Raw genomic sequence first — 9,198 nt, 5'->3', positions numbered from 1 at the left:
AACTAGCCCGGCCCGGCCGCCCGCCGTCGGCCGGGCCTGCGGGCGGCCATGCCATTCATCAGGACATCGATGACCTGTTCCGCGTGCTGTTCTGCCTGGGCGGGTGTCATGGGCCCGACGCCATAGAGGCGCTTCAGCAAATGCGTGGCTGACTGTACGGCCGTAAGCATGGCCGTCATCGTGACGCTGGCCCGTTCCGGTGGGTAAGGCTTGAGTAGTTGCGCGGCATGGCACTCCGCGATCAGCGCATCGAGCTCGTCGTGAAACGGCTTCATATAGTTGTCCACCAGCCAGTCCAGCCTTGGACCATCCTGCGCGACTTCCATCAGGACCAGGGAGTGCGCTGCCGGATGCAGGACATTGCTCACCGCGAAGGCCCTTAGCGCTGCCTGCAGGCGGGCGAGCGGGTCGGAGCGGTCGAGGGCAGCCGCTGCTTGCCTGGACGCGGCCAGCATTCCCGTGTACGCGTTCTCCACTACCGCGCGCCAGAGCCCTTCCTTGCTGCCGAAATGGTAGTTCAGCAGCGGTTGCTTTACGCCCGCGCGGTTTGCGATCGACAGTACTGACGCCCCGTCGAATCCCTTTTGCGTGAACTCGATTTCGGCGGCGTCGATCAGGCGCTGACGCCCCGGTACCTCGGCGGCGCGGGCGACTGGTGTCGGGGCGGCGGAGGCTTCGGTGGCGCGCTTTCGGGCAGGAGTCTGCGAGCGTCGGCTCTCAACAGTTGTCATGGTGGTTTGGGACGCGTTTCACACACGGTAGCGATGTCGCCATTCTCCCACATGGCCGGGACCTGACCTCCAGCCCATCCGGGGGCGGCGGCTTTGCCGGGCCGTCCGCTCGCGCGTTCGCCTGGCCTCCTTATATAAGTATAAATACTAGTGTGCGTTTGACTTATACGTATATAAATTCACGTTCCAGGGCGGCCATGAGGCGGCGAGCAACATTGGGGGCAGGATGCGCGTGGTGGAAGTTCCGGTATTAATCGTGGGCGCTGGCCCGGTTGGCATGCTGATGGCAGCGCTGCTGGCGGACCAGGGCATTGAATCGCTGCTGGTCGAGCGTCGTGATGACCTGCATCTCGCGCCGCAGGCGCATGTCATCAACACCCGGACGCAGGAAATCCTGGCCGGCATCGGCGTCACCGACGAGGCGCTGGCCGGTATCACGACCCATAGCGGCGATGCACGCTTCGTGACGTGGCGGCGCAACCTTGCCGAGGGCGACCTGGCCCGCATCGATATCGGCAGCCCCGGCTATCTTGCCGGCATGGCGGCCGCCAGCGGCAAGCGCACCGCGAACATTCCCCAGCATCATCTGGAGCGGCTGCTGTTTGCCCAGGTGTCGCGCCGGGTTCGCTGCCAGGCGCGCTTCGGCCATGCCTGGCAGGGCGCGGAGCACAACGAGCATTGCGTCGTGTCGTCCGTGCGCGAGGCCGCGACTGGCGCGGTGTACCGCGTGCGCAGCGAATGGCTGATCGCGGCCGACGGTGCCGGTAGTCCGGTACGGCGCAGCCTGGAGCTGCCCATGGTTGGCGAGACCAACCTGGCGCATCTCATCACCATCAACTTCGAGGCGGATATCCGCCATCTGGTCAAGGACAGTCCGTCGATCCTCTTCTGGGTCCTGTCGGCCGCGGCGCCCGGCACGTTTATCGTCCACGATTCGGCGCGCTACTCGGTGTTCATGACGCCGTATTTTCCGCAGCATGAATCGCCGGCGGACTTTCCCCTGGCGCGCTGCGAGCGCCTGCTTCGGACCGCGCTCGGGGATCGCCACATGCCTTTGCGCATCACGTCGCTGTCGAACTGGACGATGCAGGCGCACATCGCCGCGTCCTATTGCAAGCAGCGCACCTTCCTCGTGGGCGATGCCGCGCATCGCTTTCCGCCCACTGGCGGACTCGGGTTGAACACAGGCGCCGCCGACGCGCACAACCTGGCATGGAAGCTGGCCAACGTCATCCGGGGCAGGGCGGGTCCGGGGCTGCTCGATACCTATGGTGACGAGCGCAAGCCAGTGGCCGAGAGGAACTGCGGCGTCAGCGTGGCAAACCACTGGAAGATGCGAGAGGTCACCGCGGCCTTGGGTCTCGATGACGACAAGTTGCCGACGCTGGCGCGATTGCGCGCCAGCGCACCGGCCCGCGCGCTGCCCGCTGCGCTGCGGTCCGCCGTGAAGCGGATGTTGGTGGCGCCCGTCGACGCGCGCACCCGGCGCGTGCAACTGGCGGCAACGCCGCGGTTCGCGGCCATCCAGCGCAACGTGCAACAGGCTGCTGAAGCGCAGATGGAGCATTTCAACACGCTCGGGCTTGACCTGGGCTACGTGTACCGGAGCGCGGCTGTCTGCGGCAGTGAGGCGATGCCCTCGGGGCCGCCAATGGCGACAAGTTCCGTACTGGGGGTGGCGCAGTCGTTCACCCCGGGCGGGCGCCTGCCGCACTTCCGGCTGAAGGACGCTTCCGGCGCGTCCGCCACTTCGCATGACCTGGTTGGCAACGGGCACTTCCTGCTCGCGGGCTTCGGGCGGCATGGCAAGGCATGCGCCGGGCTTGCCGCGGGTGCGAGCCAGCGGCTTGGCGGCCTGCCGGTGCACGGCGTGGACATTGGCGCAGTCATCCATTGCGCCGACAAGCAGCAACTGTCCCTATGGAACCGGGGCCTGCCGGACGGCGTCATCCTGGTGCGTCCCGATGGCCATATTGCCTGGCGCCATGCCTCGGTGACGGATGTGCAGGCGGAGGACGTGCTCGCTGCCCTCTGCCGGGTGCTTCAGGCTCCCGTGTCGTCGCCCCTCGCCGCAACGCGGCCACCTTTCAACACACTTGCGAAGGTTCACCAGTGACACACGATTCCGAAGCCGCGCCGCAGCGCCAGGATGGGCATTCCGTTCCGGTCCCGATTCCCGTGGCGATCATCGGCGCGGGCACGGCCGGCACCGTGCTGGCCTTGCTCCTGGCCAGCCGCGGCATCCGCAGCGTGCTGGTCGAGCGACAGGGCGATGCGGATACGCATCCGCGCGGACACGTCTGGTCCGCCCGCGCGATGGAGGTGATCCGCGCCATCGATGTCGAACTTGCCGAGCAACTGCGCGAGATCAGTTCGCCACCGCTCAAGCTGCGCTACATCACCTGGTGCACGTCGCTGGCGGGGGCCGACCTGGGCCGCTGCGTGCCGGTCGGGAATGACCCCGCGCATACCGCCAGCCTGCTGGGTAGCGGCCCTTGCCGCCCATTGCACTTGTCCCAGAACGTGACCGACCCGATCCTGCGGGAGCGCGTGGCACGCAACGCGCTGATCGAGTTCCTGCCTGGCTACGAACTGGAGTCGTTGTCGCAGGACCAGCATGCCTGCACGTTGACGCTGCGCGAACTTCGCAGCGGCCTCAGCGTGCGGCGCAGCGCGCGTTTCGTGGCCGGCGCCGATGGCGCGCAGAGCACGGTGCGGCGCCTGCTGGGCGTGCCATCTGTCCAGACGCCGCTGCAGGCGGTGGTGCAAATCCATTTCCGCGCGCAGTTGGGCAAGCTGACCGTAGCGCGGCCAAGCCCCTTGTACTGGATCTTCAATCCCAGGGTGGTGGGCACGCTTACCGCCCACACCGCCGATGAACAGGACTGGGTGCTGACGACCGCGGTGCTGCCTGCGCTCGAGCCCGCCGGCGGGATGCCGGCCGCGCAGGCGCTGTCGCTGGTGCAGGCCGCAATCGGCGACGACAGCGTTGAGGTCAGGGTGCAGTCCGTCCGCCCCTGGACCATGGCGCTGCGCCGTGCGGAAGTGACCCGGGTCGGGCGCGTGCTGCTGCTTGGCGACGCCGCAGCGGGCTTCTCCGCCATCGGCGGCTTCGGCATGAACCACGGCATCGAGGACGCGGCGAGCCTGGCGTGGCGGCTGCAGATCCTGCTGGGCAGCTTTGTGCCCGACGACCTTGCTCAGGCGCTGTTGTCCAGCTATGCCGACGAGAGAGCGGCGAGCGCCCAGGCGCATGCCAGCCGTACGCAGCAACTGAGCGACCTGGCCGACCAGGTGCTGCGCGCCACCGGCGTGGATCCGGACGGTTTCCAGACCTTGTCCGCGCTGTCCCGGTCCCGCTGGGTCCGGCTGCTGCCCAGGCCTGCCGCGCGCAAGCTGTTCCGGGCCGCGACCGGCGCCGGCCTGAAGCCGCTGGGCCGGCTCGTCGACCCTGGCCAGGCAGGGGCCGACACCCGCGCCCGCGTGCGCAGGGCGATCGACCGGCAGCGGGAAGTGTTCGTGACGCTGGGCACCGATCTTGGCTATGCGCATGCGACGGGCTTCCTCTGCCGCGAGCCCCATCCGCAAGCGAAATCGCCGCACGCGGGTACCGACTACTGGCCGGAGACCAGCCCCGGCGCGCTGGTTCCCCATCTGTGGAGTGAGACAGATGGCGCATCGCTGTCGACGCGCGACCTGGCCCGGCGTGCGCCTATGACGCTGCTGGTCCACGAGCAGGAGCGCGTGCGCTGGCAGGCAGCGCTGGCGCAACTGCGCGACGCCTGGGGCATCGACGTGGCGTGTCCGCAGGTCGGCACCGGCGACGATGCGCAGTTCCGCATCGGTGCGCCGGCGTTTGCCGAAGCCTTGCAGATCGATGTGTCCGGCGTGCTGCTGCTGCGCGGCGACGGCATCGTGGCCTGGCGCAGCCGCCGCCAGTGCGCCGATCCCGGCGCGGCGCTGCAGGCGGTGATGGCGCGCATGGTTTCCCAATCCAGCACGACCCGCGCCACGAGCGCGGCAGACCTTATCAAGGAGATGCAATGAGCGACAGCATGGACCAGTTCCCTATCCCCTGCCCAGACCCGGACGCGCGCCCGCCGCAAAAGCTCGCGCATATCGTGCTGGCCACGCGCCGGTTTGACGAAACGATCCACTGGTGGAGCATCGTGCTGGGCGCCCGCGTGATGTATCGCAATGCCTTGCTCTGCTTCCTGTCCTTTGACGAGGAGCATCACCGCCTAGCGCTGATCAATGCCGCGAACTTCTCGCCCCGCCGGCGCGAGAGCACGGGCCTGGACCACGTGGCCTTCACCTACAGCTCGCTCGGCGACCTGCTCCACACCTATGAGCGGCTCAAGGGCCATGACGTTCGCCCGGTATGGTGCATCAACCACGGACCGACCACCTCGCTGTACTACCGCGACCCCGACGGCATCCAGGCGGAACTGCAGGTGGACAACTTCGAGACGCCGGAGGCGCTGGAAGTGTGGCTGCGCTCGGGAGCCTTCGCGGAAAACGCGGTCGGTGTCGAGTTCGATCCGGAGCATCTGCTCGAACGCTACAAGGCTGGCGAGCCGGAAGCCAACCTGAAGCAGCCCGGCGCGGTGACCAGCCGCCAGTTCCTGACCCTGCGCTGAAAGGGGAGAGCCCGTGAGATTGTGCACATTTTCCACCGCGCAGGTGAAGGGCCATGTCGGACTGGGCCTGGCCGACGGCCGGGTGCTCGATGTGACCGCGACCTTCGCGGGTGACGCGCGCTTTGCCTGCCTGCTGGCGCTCATCGAGCATCAGCATGACACGCTGCCGGCCTTGCGGGCGTTGCTGGAAGACCGCACCCGGAACGGCGCGCACCAGGTGTACGCGCTGCGCTCGATTCAGCTCCAGCTCCCTTACCGTCCGCCGCAGATCCGTTGCTTCAGCGTCTACGAGCAGCATCTGCGCAATGCCTTCGGGCAGGTCATGGCCCATGGCGTCAGCCCGGCCACAGGCCTGCTGATGCGGGCGCTGGGTGCGGGCAGGGTGCCGAAGGCCTTTTACGAAACGCCGATGTACTACAAAGGGGCCCGTCTCAATCTGTCCGGCCACGGCAGCAGGGTGGCCCGGCCCGATCCCGGCAGCAAGCTCGATTACGAGGCCGAACTTGCTGTCGTGATTGGCCGCCCCGGCAAGAACATCGACCGCTCGGTGGCGATGTCGCACATCTTCGGCTACGTGATCTTCAACGATTTCTCCGAACGCGCGCAGCTGATGAAAGAAATGCGCGCCCGCCCGAGTGCCGGCCCGGCCAAGGGCAAGGACTTCGACGGCAGCAATAGCCTCGGCGCCTGGATCGTCACCGCCGACGAGATCGCCGATCCACACGCGCTCGATGTCACCGTGCGCGTCAACGGTGAAGTGCGCGGGCAGGGCAGCACTGCGGGGATGACCCATCGCATCGACCGCATCGTCAGCTACGCGTCGTCCAACGAGACGCTGCACGGCGGCGAGCTGCTCGCCACCGGCTGCGTGCCGAACTGCGCCGGCATCGAGCAATGGCGCTTCCTGGAGGACGGCGACCGCGTCGATGTGGAGATCGCCGGGCTGGGCGTCCTGACCAACTCGATCACCGGCCATTAGCCGTACCTCAGCCCCCACGCGAGGCGGCCCCAGAGCTTCCCGCGCCAATAACAATGACATCGGAGACAGCAGTGAACCCGAAACAGTGGATGGTCCTATCCGCGCTAGCCGTGCGTCCAGTGCTTGGCCTGGCCGACAACGGCTACTTCCAGATCGGCTACGGTGCCGAAGCGCGTGGCGTGGCAGGTGCGGCCGCGGCGTCGACCCGCGACGCGTTCGGCGGTGCCAGCAACCCAGCCACCACGGTGTGGGCTGGCAGCAGCTTCGAGGGCAACCTGATCGCAACCAACGGCCGCACCAGCATGAGCCGCGCCGCGGGATTGCCGCCGCTGCTGAGCGGGGTGCTCGACACGCACACGGCCAGCGCAAGCCGCTGGGTGCCGCTTGCCGACATCGCGGTGAGCAAGATGGTCACGCCCGACTTGTCGCTCAGCGTCGTCGGCTACAGCAATGGCGCAGGCACCTACTTCCCGGATGGCACCACGACCTGCCTGGCGCCGCCGCCGGCGGCCGCCGGCACCACCTATCGCGGCAACCTGCTGTGCGGCAGCGGCAGGGCCAGCACCACGATCCAGCAGCTGACGATCGCGCCGACGGTGTCGGCGCGGGTCTCCCCGAGCGTCTCCGTCGGCTTCTCGGTGCTGCTGACCGGCCAGTTGTTCAGCGCCGAGGGCCTGCAGGCACTGGCGCCGCAGTCAGCGGCGCCAGACCACCTGACCAACCAGGGCAGTGCGTCCTCGTTCGGCGTGGGCGTGCGCGTGGGAGCGTACTGGCGCGCCAGCGACGCGCTGGCTTTCGGTGCCGCCTACTCGCCCCGTATCCGGATGGGACGGCTCAAGGAGTATGAGGGTCTGCTGGCGGACCAGGGCCGGCTGGATATCCCTGAGAACATGTTGCTGGGCTTGCAGTGGTCGCCCACGCAGGATCTTTCCTTTCTCTTCGACTACCAGCGCATCAACTACTCGGGCACCTCCGGCCTGGGCAACCCATCCTTCGATGGCACCGCCTTGCGCGGCAGCAGTGGCGGGCCGGGCAATGGCTGGAAGGACATGAACGTGCTCAAGGTCGGCGTGCGCTACCAGGTGACGCCGGCCCTCAATGTCTCGGGCGGCGTGTCGTTCAACAGCGCGGCCTATGCGGACGCGGACACGGCGAACAACGTCACCGCGCCCGCCACCTTCCGCCGGCACTACACCATCGGGCTTGGCTACGCGACCGGGCCCAACAGCAAGTGGTCGGTCTTCTACTCCTTGTCTCCGGGGCACGCCACCGCCGGCAGTTCGACCCTGGCATCGGCCGTTGCCACGCAGCTTGCAGGCAGTCCCACCGTGGCGGGCCAGGAGTCCCTGGCCACGCGGCAGCAGAGCATCGGCGTGCAGTACACGCAACGCTTCTGACTGTCTTCGGCACCTATCTGACCTATCGGTTCACTCATCACGGAGTACGTTCGATGCAGGCTTGTCTTTTTCTGTACCACAGCGGTAACCGCGTCATCACAGGCGATCAGGCATGAACGCACGCACGGAGCCATCGGCGTTGCAGTCGCCACGGCTGGACGACCGCTTCGAGCAGCTGGCCGGCAAGGTCTTTCTCACGGGGAACCAGGCCATCGTGCGTATCGCGCTGGACCAGCGCCGTATCGATGGTGCCCTGGGTAGGAATACCGGTGGCTTTATCTCCGGATACCGCGGCTCGCCGCTGGGCCGGCTCGATATGGAGCTGTGGCGGATCGCGCCGCTGCTGCAGGCGGCCAACATCCGTTTCCAGCCCGGCGTGAACGAGGACCTGGCCGCCACCGCGGTCTGGGGCACGCAGTATGTCGGCACCTTTCCAGGGGCAACCGTGGACGGCGTGTTCGGCATCTGGTACGGCAAGGGACCGGGTGTGGACCGCAGCGGCGACCCGTTCAAGCACGGCAACCTCGCCGGCACCAGCGCCGCCGGCGGCGTACTGGTGCTGGCGGGCGACGACCATAGCGCCAAGTCCTCCACCACCGCGCACCAGTCGGATTTTTCGCTGATCGCGGCAGGTATCCCGGTGCTGTATCCGGCCAACGTCCAGGACATCATCGACTTCGGCCTGCGCGGCATCGAGATGTCGCGCCACAGCGGCTGCTGGGTGGGGATGAAGCTGGTGACCGACGTGGTGGAGTCCGCCGCCGAGGTCGACGTGGGCCGGCAGGCACCGGTCGGCGACTTGCCCGCCGCCAACGGGCCTTTGCATATCCGCGCCTTCGAGATGGCGCCGGCCGCGGAGGAGCGCCTGTACGCGCACAAGCTGCCGGCGGCCGTGCAGTTCGCCAGGGCGGCTGGGCTCAACCGCCTGACATGGGCCGCACCGGCAGCGAAGGTGGGCATTGTCACCGCCGGCAAATCCTATGCCGACACCATGCAGGCCTTGCAGCGGCTGGGGGTCGATGCCGACGGCCCGCACGGCGCCGCGCTGCGCATCCTCAAGATCGGCATGGTGTGGCCGCTTGAAGACGAGATCGTGCGCACCTTTGCGCAAGGTCTCGATACCATCCTGGTGATCGAGGAGAAGCGGCCGCTGCTTGAGTCACAACTGAAGTCCATCCTGTTCGATGCGCGCCTCGCGCGGCCACCGGTGGTGCGTGGCAAGTTCGACGGCGCGACCGAATGGTCGGCGTCGCGCGGCACGCCGGTGCTGCCGATCTGCAACGAGTTGACGGTGCTTCAGGTCGCCGAAGCGATCCGCGAGCTGCTGGGCCTGCCGCCCGCGCCGGACGCGAATGCCCCGGTCCCGTGCGAGGCGGGGCAGGGCGCGCCGCTGCGCCGCCCCAGCTTTTGCGCGGGCTGTCCGCACAACACGTCGACCCGGCTGCCGGACG

At 67.8% G+C, this 9,198-nt stretch carries 6 protein-coding genes and 1 pseudogene; 6 read left to right on the top strand and 1 reads right to left on the bottom strand.

Annotated elements, in window-relative coordinates:
• Window positions 1-2: 2 nt before the first annotated feature.
• Window positions 3-731 carry a TetR/AcrR family transcriptional regulator gene (locus CF68_RS10015; protein WP_035818043.1) on the bottom strand — a complete coding sequence of 243 codons (729 nt, stop codon included), beginning with the start codon at window positions 729-731 and terminating at the stop codon, window positions 3-5.
• A 226-nt stretch (window positions 732-957) separates the two neighbouring features.
• On the opposite strand from CF68_RS10015, the gene CF68_RS10010 reads away from it, so the two are divergent.
• The 6 genes and pseudogenes from CF68_RS10010 to CF68_RS37690 form a co-directional block, all read left to right on the top strand.
• Window positions 958-2,847: an FAD-dependent monooxygenase gene (locus CF68_RS10010; protein ID WP_035818040.1), complete on the top strand. Its 1,890-nt coding sequence runs from the start codon at window positions 958-960 to the stop codon at window positions 2,845-2,847.
• Window positions 2,844-4,778, top strand: a complete 1,935-nt coding sequence (locus CF68_RS10005) for an FAD-dependent monooxygenase (protein WP_035818036.1) — start codon at window positions 2,844-2,846, stop codon at window positions 4,776-4,778. Before CF68_RS10010 ends, CF68_RS10005 begins: the two co-directional genes overlap by 4 nt.
• Window positions 4,775-5,371 (top strand): VOC family protein, encoded by a 597-nt coding sequence (locus CF68_RS10000; protein ID WP_035818034.1) that lies wholly within the window; start codon window positions 4,775-4,777, stop codon window positions 5,369-5,371. The genes CF68_RS10005 and CF68_RS10000 overlap by 4 nt, the downstream gene beginning before the upstream one ends.
• Window positions 5,372-5,384: 13 nt before the next feature.
• Window positions 5,385-6,350, top strand: coding sequence for a fumarylacetoacetate hydrolase family protein (locus CF68_RS09995; RefSeq protein ID WP_152548485.1), 966 nt, complete (start codon window positions 5,385-5,387; stop codon window positions 6,348-6,350).
• A gap of 71 nt (window positions 6,351-6,421) precedes the next feature.
• Window positions 6,422-7,747, top strand: coding sequence for an OmpP1/FadL family transporter (locus CF68_RS09990; RefSeq protein WP_161786862.1), 1,326 nt, complete (start codon window positions 6,422-6,424; stop codon window positions 7,745-7,747).
• A gap of 112 nt (window positions 7,748-7,859) precedes the next feature.
• Window positions 7,860-9,198, top strand: a pseudogene (locus CF68_RS37690) (indolepyruvate ferredoxin oxidoreductase family protein); the annotation flags it as partial.

This window comes from Cupriavidus sp. SK-4, from assembly GCF_000611125.1.
GTDB lineage: Bacteria > Pseudomonadota > Gammaproteobacteria > Burkholderiales > Burkholderiaceae > Cupriavidus > Cupriavidus necator.
This window is presented reverse-complemented; position numbering and strand designations above follow the sequence as displayed.

Bases quoted from the DNA above. Each gene is read 5' to 3' on its own strand.
- CF68_RS10015 (WP_035818043.1), bottom strand. From the start codon at position 731: ATGACAACTGTTGAGAGCCGACGCTCGCAGACTCCTGCCCGAAAGCGC.
- CF68_RS10010 (WP_035818040.1), top strand. From the start codon at position 958: ATGCGCGTGGTGGAAGTTCCGGTATTAATCGTGGGCGCTGGCCCGGTT.
- CF68_RS10000 (WP_035818034.1), top strand. From the start codon at position 4,775: ATGAGCGACAGCATGGACCAGTTCCCTATCCCCTGCCCAGACCCGGAC.